The organism is Rhizobacter terrae (genome assembly GCF_003852895.1).
GTDB lineage: Bacteria > Pseudomonadota > Gammaproteobacteria > Burkholderiales > Burkholderiaceae_C > Albitalea > Albitalea terrae.
The window spans coordinates 51,457-68,011 of record NZ_QUSW01000010.1 but is presented as its reverse complement, the minus strand read 5'-3'; the positions used below and the strand labels follow the sequence as shown (position 1 = coordinate 68,011).

Below are 16,555 nucleotides of genomic sequence, written 5' to 3'. Positions count from 1 at the left end.
ATGCGCAAAGGTCGCGTCGCGCGCACTGGTTTGAAGCGACAGTGGCATCCCATTCAAGATCACCCGCGTGCCCATGTCTCGCCAACGCTTCATCCGTCGCGCACTCACCGCGCTCACCCTTGCAGCCAGCATCTGCGCCGCCCTCGCCTACCCCAGCGTGTTCCCGACCGGCACCACACGCTACGACCCCGCACGGGCCTGGAACTCCTACGTGCTCTTCACCGGCGGAGACAATGTCGCACGCCTCATCGACCTGAATGGCAACGTGGTGCGCGAGTGGAAGGACGCCGGCACCTACAGCAGCCTGCTGGACCCCGCGCACACCAACGGCCAGCGAGGCCACGTGCTGGTCACGCTCGCACTGGGCGATGGCTCGGGCACCGATCTCGTGCCCGGCCGCGTGGCCACGCGCATCTCCAAGTCCATCGGCGAGCTGGACTGGAACGGCCAGGTGGTGTGGCAGTTCGGCGAGAAGGCGCCCGGCGGCTTCGCCCGCCAGCACAACGACTGGGGACGGCTGCCCAACGGCAACACGGTGGTGCTGTCGAACGTGACGCGCCCGCTGCCGGGTTTCAAGCTGCCGCAGCTCATCGACGACGCGGTCTATGAAGTGAACGCGCAAGGCGAGATCGTGTGGCGCTGGCTGGCCGGCGACCACCTCGACGAGTTCGGCTTCACGCCCGAGCAGCTCAAGCTCGTGCGTGCCGCCGAGGAGGCCGACTTCCTGCACCTGAACAACCTCAAGGCCCTGGGCCCGAACCGCTGGTTCACCGCCGGCGACAAGCGCTTCGCACCGGACAACCTGCTCGTGCATTCGCGCAACGCGAACTTCATCGCGATCATCGAGAAGGCATCGGGCAAGGTGGTGTGGACGCTCGGCCCCAACTACCCGGCCATTGCGCGCGGCGCGGCGAGCCGCAAGCTGCCGCGGCCGGTGGACCAGATCAGCGGCCAGCACGACGCCCACCTCATCCCCGAAGGCCTGCCCGGCGCCGGCAACCTGCTGGTGTTCGACAACCAGGGGCCGGCCGGCTACCCGAGCGCGGCGCTGCCCACCACGGGTGGCTCACGCATTCTGGAGATCGACCCGGTGAAGAAGGAGATCGTGTGGCAGTACAGCGCCGAGGATTCGGGCGCCGCGAGCTGGACCTTCCGCAGCACGCACATCAGCGCCGCGCGCCGCCTGCCCAACGGCAACACCTTCATCGACGAAGGCCAGAGCGGGCGCCTGTTCCAGGTGACGCCCGACGGCGAGATCGTGTGGGAGTACGTGAACCCGTACCCGCGCGTGGCGCGCGACCCCGCCACGGGCAAGCGCAGCGTGAACCATCAGGTGTACCGCGGGCAGCCGGTGCCCTACGACTGGGTGCCGGCCGGCACGCCGCATCAGGAGAAGGCGGTCGTGCCCGCCTCTGCCCTGTGACGCTCAGCTCGCGTACTTGACCGAGCAGCCGTAGGGCCGCGTGCTGGATTGCGCGACCTTGCGGCCGGCTGCCACGTCGGCCAGCGCCAGGCGCACGTAGTTCTCGGCGCGGGCGATGTCATCCACATTCGTGCTCGGAATGCTGTCGATGCCGCCCTTGTAGACGAGCTGTCCCTGCGCATTCACGATGAACAGGTGCGGCGAGGTCTGCGCGCCATAGAGCTTGCCGATGGTGCCCTCGGGGTCGAGCACCGTCGCGGTGGGCACCGCATGACGCTGCTGGTTCAGCTTGATCGCGGTGGCACCGTCCACGTTGCCCTCCTGCCCGGGTCCCGATGAGATGACCTGCAGCCACACCACGCCGTGCCCCGTCGCCTCCTGCTGCAGGCGCGGGATGTTGCCGCTGTCGTAGTGCTTGCGCACGAAGGGGCACTGGTGGTTGGTCCACTCCAGCACCACCGTCTTGCCGCGGTAGGCCGCGAGGCTCACCGGCTTGCCGTCGGCGCCCTGGCCGGTGAAGGCGGGCGCGGGCTGGTCGATGTTGGCGGCGGCCTGCGCGGCCAGCGGCAGCCAGGCGGCGGATGCGGCCAGCGCCATCAGGCCGAGCGCCTCGCGGCGCGAAGTTCTGGACATGGTGAAGCTCCTCTGGAGGGTCAGGGTCATGAGGCCCGCGGCGCACGAAGCGCCGCGAGGATGAGGTCCGGGCTGAGCAGTTGCGGCAGCAGCACGGGCTGCGCGTCGGCCCCGGCCGGGTAGAAGAGATACAGCGGCACGCCGCTGCGGCCGTGCGCGGCCAGCAACTGCGTGATGTGCTCGTCGCGGCGCGTCCAGTCGCCCAGCAGGCGCACCACGCCGGATTGGCGGAAGGCCTGGTCCACCGACTCCGAGCGCAAGGCGACGCGCTCGTTGACCATGCAGGTGAGGCACCAGTCGGCGGTGAGGTTGATGAAGACCGGCTTGCCTTGCGCGCGCAGGTCGGCCAGGCGCTGCGGCGTGTAGGGCTCCCAATCCGCATGCGTGGTGCTCGCGGCACGCGGCGCATCGGCCGGCCCCACCACCACCGGACCCGCCACCGCAGCCAGGGCCACCAGCACTGCCGCGGCGATGGCACTGCCGTGCCGCCGCCTGCTGCTGGCCAGCGTGCGCGTGCCGCCATACAGCCACAGCGCGAAGGCCAGCACCAGTGACGAGACCAGCGCCACCGCCAAGGCCTGCGGGCCCGCCTGCCGCGTCAGCACCCACACGAGCCATGCCGCGCTCGCGTACATGGGGAAGGCCATGGCCTGCTTGAGCCGTTCCATCCAGGCGCCGGGCCGCGGCAGCAGGCGCTGCAAGGCCGGCCATTCGCACAGCAGCAGGTAGGGCAGCGCCATGCCCAGGCCCAGGCTGAGGAAGACCGCCAGGGTGATGCCCGCAGGCTGGGTGAGTGCATAGCCCATCGCCGCGCCCATGAACGGCGCGGTGCACGGCGTGGCCACGAGCGTGGCGAGCACGCCGGTGAAGAAGCTGCCGCCGGCGCCGCCGCGTGCGGCCAGGCTGGAACCGATGCCTGTCACCGAGCCGCCGAAGGTCGCGACGCCCGACAGGCTCAGGCCCAGCGCCAGCATCAGCAGCGCCATCAGCAGCACGAAGGCCGGCGACTGGAACTGGAAGCCCCAGCCGGCGCTGTCCCCCGCGGCCTTCAGCGCGATGAGCACTGCGGCGAGCACGACGAAGCTCAGCAGCACCCCGGCCGCATAGGCGAGGCCATGCAGGCGCACCGTGCGTCGCGAGGCCTCGGCCTGCTGCATCAGCGACAGGGCCTTGATGGTGAGCACGGGAAACACGCAGGGCATGAGGTTGAGCAGCAGGCCGCCGGCCAGGGCCATGAGCAGTGCGAGGGCGAGCGATGGCGACGCCTCGCCGGCGGCAGCAGGCGCGGGAGGCAGCGTTCGGGCGGCGCTGGCAGCAAGGGCCTGCACCGGCGCGGGATCGTGTCCCAGTGCCAGGGCCTGCACCACGCGGCCCTTCTCCTGCAACACGAGCACGCCATCGGCCGCATCGCCGGTCTTGGGCGGCGATTCGCCCGCGCCCAGCGACAGCACCCAGCCGCTCTTGTCATGCTGCAGCTGCTGCGTCTCGCCCTGCGCCACCACGCCCCAGCGGCGCGGGAAGAAGTACGCTGCATCGTGCGCGGGAAGATCCGCCGAGGGCAGGCTCAACTGAAGGCGTTGTCCTTCCACACGCCACTGCGGCTTCAGTGAGGTGGCCGAGGGCAGGCGCGCCTGGGCCTGCTGCAAACGAGCCGCGTCCGCAGAAGCGGCGGCCACGCCCGAACGCACAGGCAGCGACAGACCCAGCGTCACCTGCTGCGGGATGCAGGTGTCCTCGCACACCAGCCAGTCCACCTTGGCCTGCACGTCGAACACGTCGCCGTCGCGCAGCCCCTGCGGCACTCGCAGCGAAGACAGCAGCGTGACCTCGTTCGCATAGCCGTAGTTGACGATGGGCCCCACGGCGATGCGTGTCGGCACCGGCCACTGGATGGGACCCGCCGAGGCACCGGCGGGCAGCGTCCACGCCAGGGTCGTGGCCAGGCCCGAATCGCCGGGGTTCACCCAGTAGGTATGCCAGTGCTCGATGATCCCCTGCTGCACGCCCACCAGCAGCGTCTGCCCCGGCTGCACGGCAGTGGTCGCGGCCAGCAACCGGGCGGTGACCTGCTCGGTCTGCGCCTGCGCGGGCGGCACGGCACCTGCTTGAGCGGCAGGCGGCAGGCTGGCGATGAGCGTCATGGCAATCACTGCCCACCAGCTTCCACGATTCCACAAACGACTCGATGACATCCGCGTTATCACTTTCGGCAAGGACACCCTCCGGCGTCTTCGACATGGCATTGCACCGAACGTGCCATGGCAGGGCGGCCGGAACTGCTGGCAACGCAACAAGATCGCACGTTCGCTGTTGCCCATGCAGCAATGAGGGCCGTTGCCGAGTCACAGAATCCGCGATGCGTCCGGCCAACCGAGACTTCCCAGCATGAGCCAATACACCCTCTCCATCAACGGCCAGGCGCGCAGCGTCGAGGCCGCGCCCGACACGCCCTTGCTGTGGGTGCTGCGCGATCACCTCGGCCTGGTGGGCACCAAGTTCGGCTGCGGCGCCGGCCAGTGCGGCGCCTGCACCGTGCAGCTCGACGGCCAGCCCGCGCGCGCCTGCCTGACGCCGGTGTCGTCCGTGGGCAGCCTGAAGGTGCGCACCATCGAAGGCCTCTCGCCCGATGGCCAGCACCCGCTGCAACGCGCCTGGGTGGAGCTGGACGTCCCGCAGTGCGGCTACTGCCAGGCCGGCCAGTTGATGGCCGCCGATGCGCTGCTGCGCGAGCACCCCAAGCCCAGCGACAAGGACATCGACGACGCGATGGCCGGCAACCTCTGCCGCTGCGCGACCTACCTGCGCATCCGCGCAGGCATCCACCGTGCGGCGCAGATTGCTGCGGCGCAGCCGAAGAAGGATGCGTCATGAACGCGCACGCCTCCATTGCCAACGCCGGCAGGCGAGAGTTTCTGCGTCGCTCCGCAGCGGCCGGCAGCGGTCTGCTGCTGGGCATCCACCTGTCATCGGCAGTGGATGCCGCCGAACAGGTGGGCCATGTGCAGAGCCTGGCCGCCACCACCGGCTTCAAGCCCAACGCCTTCATCCACATCGCGCCCTCGGGCCGCGTGACGCTCACCTCCAAGCAGCCGGAGATCGGCCAGGGCATCAAGACCTCGCTGCCCATGGTCATCGCCGAGGAGCTGTCGGTGAACTGGCAGGACGTGGCCATCGTGCAGGGCGACCTGGACCCCATCTACGGCAACCAGAGCGCAGGCGGGTCCACCTCCACGCCCAACAACTACACCGACTTCCAGCGCCTGGGCGCGACCGCGCGCACGCTGCTCGTGCAGGCCGCGGCGCAGGCGTGGAAGGTGCCCGCGGCCGAATGCTCGGTGGCCGAGGGTGCGGTGCATCACCGGTCGAGCAAGCGAACGCTGGGCTATGGCGAACTCGTCGCCAAGGCCGCCACGCTGCCCGTGCCCCAGGCCTCCGAGGTCGTGCTCAAGGACCCGAAGGACTACACCTTGCTGGGCACGCGCATCGGCGGCGTGGACAACCCAGCCATCGTCACCGGGCAGCCGCTGTTCGGCATCGACGTGCGGCTGCCGGGCATGCTCTACGCGGTGTACGAGAAGTGCCCGGCCTTCGGCGGCAAGGTGCTGAGCGCCAACCTCGATGCGGTCAAGCGACTGCCCGGCGTGCGCGATGCGTTCGTCATCGAAGGCTCATCCGACCTGCGGGGCCTGATGCCCGGCGTGGCCATCGTGGCCGATTCGACCTGGGCCGCCTTCAGTGCGCGCCGCGAGCTGAAGGTCACGTGGGACGAAGGCCGCGTGGCCGGCGAGAGCTGGGCCGGCTATGCATCGCAGGCGCAGGCGGCATCCAGGCAGCCGGGCGGCGCGACCTTGCGCAAGGACGGCGACGTGGCGGCGGCCTTCGCCAACGCGAGCAAGACCATCGAGGCCGCCTACAGCCACCCCTTCATCTCGCACGCCAGCATGGAGCCGCAGAACTGCACCGCCTGGTTCAAGGACGGCGCGATGGAGCTGTGGGCGCCGACGCAGAACCCGGCCGCGGGACGCAACCTCGTGTCGTCCACGCTGGGCCTGCCCCAGGACAGGATCACCCTGCACATCACGCGCAGCGGAGGCGGCTTCGGCCGGCGGCTGAGCGCGGACTTCGTGGTGGAGGCCGCGGCCATCGCGCGGCGCGTGAGTGCCCCGGTGAAGCTCACCTGGACGCGTGAAGACGACATGCGCCACGACCACTTCCGCGCCGGCGGCTTCCACTTCCTGCGCGGCGCGGTGGATGCGCAAGGCCGGCTCAGCGCCTGGCACGACCACTTCGTCACCTTCGGCAACGCGGTGCAGCGCGAGGGGCAGAAGGTGGTGCAGCCCGGCAGCGGCGGATCCCTGGGCAGCGACGAGTTTCCGGCGCGCTGGCTGCGTCACTGCCTGCTGGAGCAGACGGTGCTGGAATGCGGCATCCCGATGGGGCCGTGGCGTGCGCCGGGCAGCAACGTGTTCGCCTGGGTCATCCACAGCTTCATCGATGAACTGGCGCATGCCGCAGGCAAGGACCCGCTGGCCTTCCGCCTCGACCTGCTGGGCGACCAGGAGGTGGTTCAGGCTGAACGAGGATTGCCCTACAACGTGGGGCGAATGAAGCGCGTGCTGCGGACCGCCGCCGAGCGTGCGGACTGGGGCAAGCAGCGCCTGCCCAAGGGACGCGGGCAAGGCATCGCCTTCCACTTCAGCCACCGCGGCTACGTGGCGCAAGTGGCGGACGTCACCGTCTCCAAGGCCGGGCAGCTGAAGGTGGACCGCGTGGTGGTGGTGGCCGACGTCGGCGCGCAGATCGTCAACCTGAGCGGTGCGGAGAACCAGGTGCAAGGCTCGGTCATCGACGCCTTGAGCACGCTGATGTACCCGTCGCTGGACATCGAGCGCGGTCGCATCGTGCAGGGCAACTTCCACGAGTACCCGCTGATGCGCATGCCCGAGGTACCGCCCAAGGTGGAGGTGCATTTCGTGAAGACGCCGTTCCCGGTGACCGGCCTGGGGGAGCCTGCGTTTCCACCGCTGGCGCCGGCGGTGTGCAACGCGATCTTCGCGGCGACGGGCAAGCGGGTGAGGCAGCTGCCGCTGAGCAAGACGGATCTGAGCTGGGGCTGAACGGCGCGTCCTCCATCAACGAAGGGATTCCCTCGCCTGGGGCCTGGGCGTAGCCTGTGCGCTTCGTTGCGCACGGGAGCCACACGCCATGAAAACCCAAATCACCTTGCTGCTGGGCGCCATCCTCCTGATCGGCGCCGCCGTCTTCTACTTCGGCGAGAACGAGAGTCACCTTCGCGGCGAGACGCTGCTGGCCACGATGGAGCCGGTGATCAGCGGCAAGGACGCGGAGAAGGCGATGGTCGCCAAGGCCATCATCGGCAACTACACCGAGACGCGGCAAATCGCCGCGATGTGGAGCGGGCTGTACTGGGGCTTCGCGTGGGCCGCCGCGATCCTGGGCGCGCTGTCGGGGCTCATCCTCAAGCTGGAGTCGATCATCCAGGACGAGAAGGTGAAGAAGGATGTGGCGGCGCTGTTCACGGTGGCGGCGGCAATCATGATCACCGTGTCGACGGGCGGCGACTTCCAGCGCAAATGGCAGGCCAACCGCGCCGCGGCCGCGGGCATCGAGCACCTGGGGTATGAGTTCCTGAGCAAGCAGGGGGAGAACCCGCGGCAGTATTTCGACAAGCTCAGCGAGTTGTTGATGCAGCGGCACATGGCCATTCTGGGCACGTCGGACAAGCGGGTCGCGCCGAATGCTCAGGCGGCGAGCGGGGCGAAGTGATGCGGGCTCGGGCGGAGCTCACAGGCTGCATGTGGTGTACTGTCGGGGCATCGAACCCGATGCCTGCCTTGCGCGCCGGCCTCCTCCGCTCCTATGAATTTCCTGAGGAATCTTCATCCTGCATTCGGTGCGGCCGTGTTCATGTTCGTCGCCGCCGTCCACGCGGAACCGGCGCTGAACGATGGAGACCTTGTCTTTCAGACCTCCCGCTCCTCGCAGTCCATCGCTGTCCAGCGGGCGACCGGCTCGAAGTACAGCCACATGGGCATGGTCGTCCACCGCCACGGGAAACCGTATGTCCTTGAAGCAATTTCAACGGTGCAGTACACGCCGCTGGACCAATGGGTGGCTCGCGGCATCGGACATCACTTCATCGCCAAGCGCCTGCGGGATGCGGATACCCAGTTGACACCACAGGCGCTCCAGCAGCTTCGCGAGGCTGGCGGCCGGTTCGTCGGTCGACCCTACGACCTTGTCTTCGGTTGGTCCGACGACAGCATCTACTGCTCCGAACTTGTGTGGAAGGCGTATGACCGCGCGCTGGGCATCCGAATCGGAACGCTGCAACACGTGCGGGACTTCAACCTGTCAGATCCGGCCGTCAAGACCAAGATGCAGGAACGCTATGGCACTCGCATCCCGCTTGACGAGACGGTCATCTCGCCAGCTTCCATGTTCGATTCACCACTGCTGGTGACAGTCTCTGAGCAGTGACGGCATACACCACGGACAGCGCAGCTGAACTTCGGAACACACGAATAAGACGGAGACCAGCCATGGGCGTCGAATACATCATTCGCCTTTCAGAAGGAGCACAGGCCGCACTCAGCGGCACCACCGGTGGAAATCTCCTGTCTGCATTGCGAGCCATTGACCAATCGGCTGGCAAGAATCCGGCTGTCTCGATAGAACTGTCGCCCGATGGTCTGTACACGTCTGCGATCACCTGGTGGACCGGCCACTCGCGGCTCAGATTCTCGGCGAGGCAGTGAGGCGGCTTCTTCCACTGGCGGGCCGTGTCACCATCGAAGAAGCATGAATTTGACATGAAGAACCTCACCTCAGCCCTCATCACCAGCGTGTTCCTCCTCTCCGGCTCTGCACACGCTCAATCCAGCGGTTGGATCGACGGCGGCGGCCAACGCGTCGCCGACAGCGAGTCGATGAAGTCCGCCAACGACTTCGCCGGCTCGGTGCTCGTGACGACGGACGAGGACTGGCTGAAAAAGTGGAACACGCCGCCGGACACCAAACCCAACTTCAACAAGGCGGGAACAGTGCCGTAGGCAAGAAGGTGTTCGTTCTGATCTTCTTTGCCAACCCGAAACTCGATGCACGCGGCAATGCCAACGTGCGATGCGACCTGCGGATTCTTTCTCCCACCGGCAAAGCGGAAGTCGACCGGAAAGACGAGGCCTGCTACGCCGGTCCGATCAAGGGAGATCCGCACAACGTGTACCTCTCCGCCCCGGTGGTCGCGTTCTCTGGAGATGCCAATGATCCGCCTGGCAACTGGGTGGTCGAGGTGAAGCTTCGTGACGCGATGCGCAAGGTCGAGCTGCCGCTGCGAGCGGGTTTTGAATTGAAGCAGCCTTGAAGGCCTCGGGAGCCCCGTCCGTGACTGCCGCTGCCTCCGCGAGCTTCCTGAACCTCGATCTGGAACTCGACGCAGCGTCAGACCTGGCACCACTCGCGCAACACTTGAAGGGCCGTGTGTTCATCCTGTTCTGCGGCCCCACCGACTCTGGATTCCGGCTCGCCCTGGAGGCACTGACCAAGGGTCGCTTGAACAGCGACCCCAAGGCGTGCACGGACCACCTGCTCGACATCCTTGAAACCTTGCCGTCAGCACTCATGCAGGCATGGCAATCGTGCACGTCTCGCGTATTCGACTACGGCTTCGATGGGGGCCTCGAGTCCCCACCGATCCACATGACGCTGCCCAGTTCCACGCTTGCACGGGCCGCCAGACTTGGACTGGATTTCCGGATCACCGTCTACCCCTTCCGAGAGCATTCAGACGAGTGACCGTCCGGTAAGCTTCGCACCATGTCAAAGAAATCCCTGGTCTTCATCACCATCGTCGCGGTCCTGCTGGCCCTGGCCGTCCTGCTGAACCCCTCGCCCGAACGGCACCGCAGCAAGATCAAGGAAGTGATCGCCGAACGCACACCCATCGCCGGCGCGTTGGGCCTGGGCGCCCTCACCGCGTTCACGTCGACGTATCACTCCTGGAGCGTCGCGTCCTTCACCACGGTGAACGATCGGACCGTCTCCGTCGGCGCCTTCGGCATCGTCTACGTCATGCAGTCGTCGCCCGACAAATGAGCGTCGTCGCCAACGAGCTGCTCCCCTTGTGATGCGCAGCAAGCGCTGAAGATTCGACAGCACCGGAACCGACATGCCCAGACGACTCAAGCCCCATCTGCTGCACGCATCGTTCCGGCCGGACGCCGAACTCAACTTCGACGAGTACCCGTTCAACATTCCCGCGGTGCGCGAACTCGACAACATCGAGTTCCATCCCAACGTCACCTTCTTCGTCGGCGAGAACGGTTCAGGCAAGTCGACGGTGATGGAGGCGCTCGCCATCGCGTTGGGCTTCGGCCCCGAGGGCGGCACGAAGAACGTCCAGTTCCGCACCGTTGAATCCGTCTCCCCGCTGCACGAAGTCCTGCGGGTGGCGCGCGGCGTGCCCCAGCCCAAGGACGGCTACTTCCTGCGGGCCGAGAGCTTCTTCAACGTGGCCTCCTACATGGACGAGGTCGGCTACGTCGATGGCTACGGTGGGTCGCTCCATGCCAGGTCGCACGGCGAGTCGTTCATGGCCGTGCTGCTGCACAAGCTCAAGGGCAACGGGCTCTATCTTCTGGACGAACCCGAAGCCGCGCTGTCGCCCAGCCGGCAACTGGCGGCCCTGAGCGCCATCCATCAGCTCGTCGAAGACTCGTCGCAGTTCGTGATTGCCACGCACTCGCCGATCCTGCTGTCCTACCCACACGCCAAGATCATCCAGTTCGATCGCGCAGGCATCAGCGAGGTCGCCTACGAAGACACCGAGCACTATGCCGTCACCCGGGACTTCCTCAACAACCATCCGCGCCGGCTCGAGCAGTTGCTCAGCGATGACGAAGATCCGGGCGATTGACCTGTCCCAGGACGGACCATGTCTCTTTCTCGATAGTGATTGACTCATTGTCGCGAGACAGACGCCACTGGAATTCAGACAATTCCGGATTGCCGATCCTTCTCGCGCCAAAGCTTCAATGACGAATTCAGCCACAGCCGCCCTCGACACTTCCGGCACCATCGCCCCGGCCCGGCCTGCCACGACGAAGCCGGCCTACGGCATCCTGGGCGCCATCAGCGGTGCGCACATGGTCAACGACATGATGCAGTCGCTGATCCTGGCGATGTATCCCATCCTCAAGGGCGAGTTCACCCTGAGCTTCGGCCAGGTCGGCCTCATCACGCTGACCTACCAGTTGACGGCGTCGCTGCTGCAGCCACTCGTGGGCCTGTTCACCGACCGCCGGCCGCAGCGCTACTCGCTGCCGATCGGGATGACCTCCACGCTGATCGGCCTGCTGCTGCTGGCCATGGCGCCCAGCTTCGGCGTGGTGCTGCTGGCCGCCGCCTTCGTGGGCATCGGCTCGTCCATCTTCCATCCCGAGTCGTCGCGCATCGCACGGCTGGCGTCCGGCGGCAAGCACGGCTTTGCGCAGTCGGTCTTCCAGGTGGGCGGCAACACGGGCACCGCCATCGGGCCGCTGCTGGCCGCCGCGGTGATCGTGCCCTTCGGCCAGCGCAGCGTGGCGTGGTTCGGGCTGGCCGCGCTCCTGGGCATCGTGCTGCTGCTCCAGGTGAGCCGCTGGTATGCCACGCACCACATCGCCGCGCCTGGCGCGAAGAAGCCCGTTGCCGACGCGCCCTACCCGCCCCGCGTGGTGGCCGGCGCGATCGTGGTGTTGCTGGTGCTGATCTTCTCCAAGTATTTCTACGTGGCGGGCCTCAGCAGCTTCTACACCTTCTACCTCATCGACCGCTTCGGCCTGTCGGTGCAAAGCGCGCAGCTGCACCTGTTCATCTTCCTGTTCGCCTCGGCGATCGGCACGGTGGCTGGCGGCCCCATCGGCGACCGCATCGGCCGCAAGCCTGTCATCTGGGCGTCCATCCTGGGCGTGGCGCCGTTTGCCTTGCTGCTGCCGCACGCCAACCTGTTCTGGACGACGGCGCTGACCGTCGCCATCGGCCTTGTGCTGTCGTCGGCCTTCTCGGCCATCCTCGTCTACGCCCAGGAGCTGATGCCCGGCAAGGTGGGCATGGTGTCGGGGCTCTTCTTCGGCTTCGCCTTCGGCATGGGCGGCCTGGGCGCCGCGGTGCTGGGCCTGCTGGCTGACCGGACCAGCATCGCGTTCGTCTACGAGGCCATCGCCTACCTGCCCTTGCTGGGCCTGGTGGCGGCGCTCCTGCCCAGGCGCGCGCACAAGGCCTGACGGCCCTCGCTCAGAACAGCTGCCTGAACAGCCAGTACAACCCACCCGACAGCAGGATCGCCGCCGGCAGGGTCAGCACCCAGGCCATCAGCAGGTTGCGGATGGTCGACATCTGCAATCCCGAGCGGTTGGCCGCCATGGTGCCGGCCACGCCCGACGACAGCACGTGCGTGGTGGACACCGGCAGGCCATACATGTCGGCCGCGCCGATGGTGAGCATGGCCACGACTTCGGCCGACGCGCCTTGCGCATAGGTGAGGTGCGACTTGCCGATCTTCTCGCCCACCGTCACGACGATGCGTTTCCAGCCCACCATCGTGCCCAGCCCGAGCGCGATGGCCACCGCCACCTTCACCCACAGCGGAATGAACTTGGTGGCATCGTCGATCTGCTTCTTGAAGGCCTTGAGGTTGGCTTTGGTGTCCGCATCGAAGCTGACCGCCCTGTCTTTCTCGATGAAGCGGATGGCCTCCGACGTGAGGTACATGTCGTTGCGAACGTTGGCCACCGCTTCCGCCGGCACGCGGGCGAGCGAGCCGTGCGACCTGACCTGCTCCCCGATGCCGCCGGCCAACGCCGCCAGCGCGGGCACCACCTCGGGCGTCAGCGCCTTGGTGCGCACGTACTCGGAGATCGTCTTGCGCGGATCGGCCGGCGCAGCACCGGGCGCCGCCTTCACCAGCGATTGCTGCGTGACCTGCGCCACCGCCACGAACTGCGTCATCTGGTCCACCGGCATCGCGCGGTTGAGCGCATAGGCCATGGGCACGGTGCCCACGAGGATCAGCATGATCAACCCCATGCCCTTCTGGCCGTCGTTGGAGCCGTGGGCGAAGGACACACCGGTGCAGGTCACGATGAGCAGGAAGCGGATCCACAACGGCGGCGGCTCGTTGCCCTTGGGCTCGTCGTACAGCGCGCGGTTCTTGACGAAGGCCCGCAGCGCCAACAGCAGCAGCGCCGCGCAGCAAAACCCCACCAGGGGCGACAGCAGCAGCGAGTAGCCCACCTTCGTGGTCTGGGCCCAGTCCACCCCCGAGGTGCCGTCGCGCCCATGCATCAAGGCATTGGCGATGCCCACGCCGATGATGGATCCGATGAGCGTGTGCGACGACGACGCCGGCAGCCCCAGCCACCAGGTACCGAGGTTCCACACGATGGCCGCGATGAGCAGCGCGAACACCATTGCGAAGCCCGCGCCCGAACCGACCTGCAGGATCAGCTCCACCGGCAGCAAGGAGATGATGCCGAAGGCCACCGCGCCGCTGGACACCAGCACGCCGATGAAGTTGAACAGACCCGACCACACGACCGCAACGCTCGGCGGCAGCGAGTGCGTGTAGATGACGGTGGCCACCGCGTTGGCGGTGTCGTGGAAACCGTTGACGAACTCGAAGCCGAGCGCAATCAGCAGCGCCACCCCCAGCAGGATGTAGGGCACGTAGGTGGTCGTCTGTGCGCCCGCCTGGTTGACGTCGGACACCAGGCTGTAGCCGGTGAACAGCAGCCCCAGCGCCAGCGCGCCGATGAAGATGATGGCCGTGACGGGCCCTGGCTGGTGGTCGAGGCGGGGGCGCGAAGAAGCGGCAGGCGACGGCGCCGCCATCGACGCGGGCAGGACTTGATCCATGGGAACTCCAGTCAGTAAACCTGAGGAACGAGCAGCTCGCGCGGCACCGGCCGGCGCGAATAGTCGTCGTGGCGCTCGCGGGGCGGAAGCTCGATAGCCGGGTGATCGACCTCCTGGTAAGGCATCTGGCCGAGCAGGTGGTGGATGCAGTTCAGCCGTGCCTTCTTCTTGTCGTCCGCCTCGACCACCCACCATGGCGCCTCGGTGATGTGGGTGCGCTCCAGCATCACTTCCTTGGCCCGGGTGTAGTCCTCCCATCGGCGGCGCGACTCCAGGTCCATGGGGCTGAGCTTCCACTGCTTGAGCGGATCGTGGATGCGACTCATGAAGCGCAGGCGCTGCTCGTCGTCGGTGATGGAGAACCAGTACTTGATCACCTGGATGCCCGAGCGCACCAGCATGCGCTCGAACTCCGGCGTGGAGCGGAAGAACTCCTCGTACTGGTCGTCGGTGCAAAAGCCCATCACCCGTTCGACGCCGGCGCGGTTGTACCAGCTGCGGTCGAACAGCACGATCTCGCCGGCGGCGGGCAGGTGCGCCACGTAGCGCTGGAAGTACCACTGCGTGCGCTCGCGGTCGTTGGGCGCGGGCAGCGCCGCCACGCGGCACACGCGCGGGTTCAGGCGCTGGGTGATGCGCTTGATGACGCCGCCCTTGCCGGCGGCATCGCGGCCCTCGAAGAGGATGACCGCCTTGTGGCGCGTGCTGACCACCCAGTCCTGCAGCTTCACCAGCTCGCCCTGCAGGCGGAACAGCTCGCTGAAGTACTGCCGGCGCGCGGCCCGCTCTTCGCTGCTGGACGGCGCGAGCTTGCCGGCGGCCAGTCCGGCCAGCGCATCGACGCTGCGGTCTTCCAGCTCCAGTTCCAGCTCTTCGTCGTAGCTGTCGCGCAGCTCTTCGTGCAGGCGCTGGACGAGGTCGTCGTCGAGTTGTTCCATGGGCCGGACCGCAGGGAATGAAAGCGATCCAGCCTATGGGTGGGTGATGTCGGTTGTGTGACACCTCGCCCTGGCCGGGCGAGGTTCACGCCTTCGATTCGCCCGGTGCCGCTTTACTTCGCGCGGGTCAGCACGCCAGGCGTCAGCGTCGCGATGCGGTACGCCGCGCCGCGGCCCACCACGTACAGCGTGCGCTTGTCCGCCCCGGCAAAGGCCAGGTTCTGCGGGGCCTTGGGCAACGCAATGGTGCCCAGGGCCGTGCCCTCGGGCGTGAACACCTGGATGCCCACGCTCGTCGCGACGTACACGCGCCCGAGGGTGTCGATCGCCAGGCCATCCGCGCCGCTGCTCGGACCGTTCTCCGTCTGCTTGAAGCCCGCGAGCTTGGCGAAGTCGCGGCGCGGACCCAGCGTGCCGTCCGCACCGATGTCATAGGCCAGCACATGCTCGCCCGCGGTGTTGGCCACGTACAGCACCTTCTCGTCCGGGCTCAGCTGGATGCCGTTGGGCCGCGTGATGGTGGCATCCAGCCGCTGCAGCTGGCCGGCCTTGGTGATGCGGTACACCGCCGGCTTGGCCGTGGGTGCGGGCGGCGGCGCGGACGCGGCGTTTGCCGGCCGGTTCGCGCCGGAATCGGTGAAGTACACCGTGCCGTCCTTGGCCACCACCAGGTCGTTGGGCCGGCCGAAGGGCAGGCCTTCATAGTTGTCGGCCAGCGTCTTCGCGTGCCCCGCCGGGTAGACGATGCCCACCCGCGTGTTCTGCACCTGCACCGCATACAGGTCACCGTTGGGCGTGAAGCCCAGGCCGTTGGAGCCGTTGCTGTTCTCCAGGAAGGTCGAGGTGCTGCCGTCCGGCGCGATCCGCGTGATGCGGTTGGCCTGCGTCTCGGTGAAGATGAGGCTGCCGTCGGGCAGCGTGACCGGGCCTTCGGTGCCGTTGAAGCCCTCCTTGATGAGCTCGATGGGCGTGCCTTCGGTGACGACGCCCGGGACGGAGGGCGTGCGGGTTGAAGCCAGCTTCTGCACCACGTCCAGGGCCTGCTTGACGTTCTCATCCGGCGCGATGCCGCCCACGGTCGTGGCGACCTTGCCGTCCGGCGTCACGATGAAGGTCGTGCGCTCGGTGCGTCCATGGTCGATCTCCTGCCCGCGCGTGTCCTTGCGGCCGGCCGGCGTCTCGGTCACGGCGAGGTCGTAGGACTTGGCGATCTTTCCGTCCGCGTCCGAGGCCACGGGAATCTTGCCGGCGCAATACTCGGGGTCGGCCGAGAAGTCGTTCAGCCGCTTGATGCTGTCCAGCGACACGCCGATGATGGATGCGCCCGCCTGGGCGAACTTGTCGGCATTCACCGCGAAGGTGTGCGCCTGGATGTTGCATCCGCCGGTGTAGGCCGACGGATAGAAGTAGACGACCACCGGCCCCTTCTTCAGCGCATCTTTCAGCGAGTACTGGAAGGCCTTGCCGGCCAGCGAAGCCTGCGCATTGAAGTCTGGCGCTGTGTCGCCTTCCTTCAGCGCGGCCATGGCCGGCAACGTGGTGGTGATGCCCAGCAGCATGGCCGCGGCCATGTGCTTTGTGATGCTCATGCAGTTCTCCTCGTGAATCGTGCGGTGGCAAGAGCAACTGTCGCGCCAGGGTGGATGGC

Annotated in this window: 17 protein-coding genes; 12 read left to right on the top strand and 5 right to left on the bottom strand. The window is 67.3% G+C overall.

All coding sequences use genetic code 11. From position 1 onward, the window contains the following. Positions 1-73: 73 nt before the first annotated feature. Positions 74-1,423, top strand: coding sequence for an aryl-sulfate sulfotransferase (locus DZC73_RS26770; RefSeq protein WP_124543452.1), 1,350 nt, complete (start codon positions 74-76; stop codon positions 1,421-1,423). Positions 1,424-1,426: 3 nt separating this feature from the next. Here DZC73_RS26770 and DZC73_RS26765 read toward each other — a convergent pair whose 3' ends face one another. Beyond that, positions 1,427-2,056 (bottom strand): redoxin domain-containing protein, encoded by a 630-nt coding sequence (locus tag DZC73_RS26765; protein ID WP_235835304.1) that lies wholly within the window; start codon positions 2,054-2,056, stop codon positions 1,427-1,429. 26 nt (positions 2,057-2,082) lie between these two features. Further along, entirely contained in the window at positions 2,083-4,197 is a 2,115-nt protein-coding gene (locus DZC73_RS26760) for a protein-disulfide reductase DsbD family protein (RefSeq protein ID WP_235835303.1), read from the bottom strand. A gap of 244 nt (positions 4,198-4,441) precedes the next feature. On the opposite strand from DZC73_RS26760, the gene DZC73_RS26755 reads away from it, so the two are divergent. The 11 genes from DZC73_RS26755 to DZC73_RS26705 all read left to right on the top strand — a co-directional run bounded on the left by DZC73_RS26755 (position 4,442) and on the right by DZC73_RS26705 (position 12,339). Then, on the top strand, positions 4,442-4,927 hold the full coding sequence (locus DZC73_RS26755; RefSeq protein WP_124543450.1) for a (2Fe-2S)-binding protein: 486 nt from the start codon (positions 4,442-4,444) through the stop codon (positions 4,925-4,927). Further along, complete coding sequence (locus DZC73_RS26750; protein WP_124543449.1) at positions 4,924-7,173, top strand: xanthine dehydrogenase family protein molybdopterin-binding subunit; 2,250 nt, start codon at positions 4,924-4,926, stop codon at positions 7,171-7,173. Before DZC73_RS26755 ends, DZC73_RS26750 begins: the two co-directional genes overlap by 4 nt. Positions 7,174-7,261: 88 nt before the next feature. Then, positions 7,262-7,843, top strand: a complete 582-nt coding sequence (locus tag DZC73_RS26745; RefSeq protein WP_124543448.1) for a DUF4231 domain-containing protein — start codon at positions 7,262-7,264, stop codon at positions 7,841-7,843. A gap of 141 nt (positions 7,844-7,984) precedes the next feature. Continuing rightward, on the top strand, positions 7,985-8,557 hold the full coding sequence (locus tag DZC73_RS26740) for a YiiX family permuted papain-like enzyme (RefSeq protein WP_124543640.1): 573 nt from the start codon (positions 7,985-7,987) through the stop codon (positions 8,555-8,557). 62 nt (positions 8,558-8,619) lie between these two features. Next, positions 8,620-8,835: a hypothetical protein gene (locus DZC73_RS26735; protein WP_124543447.1), complete on the top strand. Its 216-nt coding sequence runs from the start codon at positions 8,620-8,622 to the stop codon at positions 8,833-8,835. A 54-nt stretch (positions 8,836-8,889) separates the two neighbouring features. Next, complete coding sequence (locus DZC73_RS26730; protein WP_124543446.1) at positions 8,890-9,129, top strand: hypothetical protein; 240 nt, start codon at positions 8,890-8,892, stop codon at positions 9,127-9,129. A gap of 8 nt (positions 9,130-9,137) precedes the next feature. Continuing rightward, a complete protein-coding gene (locus DZC73_RS26725; RefSeq protein ID WP_124543445.1) occupies positions 9,138-9,440 on the top strand; it encodes a hypothetical protein in 303 nt (100 codons plus the stop codon). Between the two features lie 20 nt (positions 9,441-9,460). Then, positions 9,461-9,871, top strand: coding sequence for a hypothetical protein (locus DZC73_RS26720; protein ID WP_124543444.1), 411 nt, complete (start codon positions 9,461-9,463; stop codon positions 9,869-9,871). A gap of 21 nt (positions 9,872-9,892) precedes the next feature. Continuing rightward, the gene (locus DZC73_RS26715) at positions 9,893-10,171 is read left to right on the top strand and encodes a hypothetical protein (protein WP_124543443.1); all 279 of its coding nucleotides are present in this window, start codon (positions 9,893-9,895) and stop codon (positions 10,169-10,171) included. A gap of 73 nt (positions 10,172-10,244) precedes the next feature. Further along, positions 10,245-10,991 (top strand): AAA family ATPase, encoded by a 747-nt coding sequence (locus tag DZC73_RS26710; protein ID WP_124543442.1) that lies wholly within the window; start codon positions 10,245-10,247, stop codon positions 10,989-10,991. Between the two features lie 118 nt (positions 10,992-11,109). Next, entirely contained in the window at positions 11,110-12,339 is a 1,230-nt protein-coding gene (locus tag DZC73_RS26705) for an MFS transporter (protein ID WP_124543441.1), read from the top strand. Between the two features lie 10 nt (positions 12,340-12,349). Here DZC73_RS26705 and DZC73_RS26700 read toward each other — a convergent pair whose 3' ends face one another. From DZC73_RS26700 to DZC73_RS26690, 3 genes are all read right to left on the bottom strand, one after another. Next, complete coding sequence (locus DZC73_RS26700) at positions 12,350-13,969, bottom strand: inorganic phosphate transporter (RefSeq protein ID WP_124543440.1); 1,620 nt, start codon at positions 13,967-13,969, stop codon at positions 12,350-12,352. An 11-nt stretch (positions 13,970-13,980) separates the two neighbouring features. Continuing rightward, positions 13,981-14,907, bottom strand: a complete 927-nt coding sequence (gene ppk2 / locus DZC73_RS26695) for a polyphosphate kinase 2 (RefSeq protein WP_124543439.1) — start codon at positions 14,905-14,907, stop codon at positions 13,981-13,983. Positions 14,908-15,020: 113 nt separating this feature from the next. Beyond that, on the bottom strand, positions 15,021-16,496 hold the full coding sequence (locus DZC73_RS26690) for an SMP-30/gluconolactonase/LRE family protein (protein ID WP_235835302.1): 1,476 nt from the start codon (positions 16,494-16,496) through the stop codon (positions 15,021-15,023). Between the last annotated feature and the right edge of the window lie 59 nt (positions 16,497-16,555).